Source organism: Methylobacterium oryzihabitans, from assembly GCF_004004555.2.
Classification (GTDB): domain Bacteria; phylum Pseudomonadota; class Alphaproteobacteria; order Rhizobiales; family Beijerinckiaceae; genus Methylobacterium; species Methylobacterium oryzihabitans.
This window is the reverse complement of sequence record NZ_SACP01000125.1, coordinates 1-485: the sequence shown is the minus strand read 5'-3', so window position 1 is coordinate 485 and position 485 is coordinate 1. Positions and strand designations below refer to the sequence as shown.

The following is a 485-nucleotide window of genomic DNA, read 5'->3' as shown; positions in this document are numbered from 1 at the left end:
ACAAGCAGTACAGCACGGTCTGGGGCCAACGCGCGACGCTGTTCTATTCGCCGACCTACGGCCCGGCGTACCTGTATGACTACCAAGGGCGCGGGCGCACCTACACCCTGACCTGGAGCATGGCTTACTAACCCTTCTCCAAGGCGTGCCCGGCCCTTGTAGGAGCGCATCAGGCGAACGCTGCGAGCAAATCCTCGGCAAACGCCTGTTGCGCTTCACCCGTCACCTGCGCCCGATGCCTGGCCAGGGTAAACGGCACCACAAAATCCAGCCCTGGGTTCAGCGCCCACAACAACCCCTCCGCCTCCCAGGCGTGGGCGCAATGGCAGGGCAGGTAGCCAATATGCCGCCCTGACAGAATGAACGTCAGCACGCTCTCGATCTGCTCCGCCACAGCCATGCTGTGCCGGCTCTGGAACGGCTCACCGCCTTTGAGAAACCGGTACGGATGGCGCACCTGGTCCATCTCCAGCAACCGCTCAAGT

At 63.1% G+C, this 485-nt stretch carries 1 pseudogene; it reads right to left on the bottom strand.

Annotation, left to right across the window (positions count from 1 at the left end):
- Window positions 1-169 precede the first annotated feature (169 nt).
- Window positions 170-485: pseudogene (locus EOE48_RS28665) on the bottom strand (hypothetical protein); the annotation flags it as partial.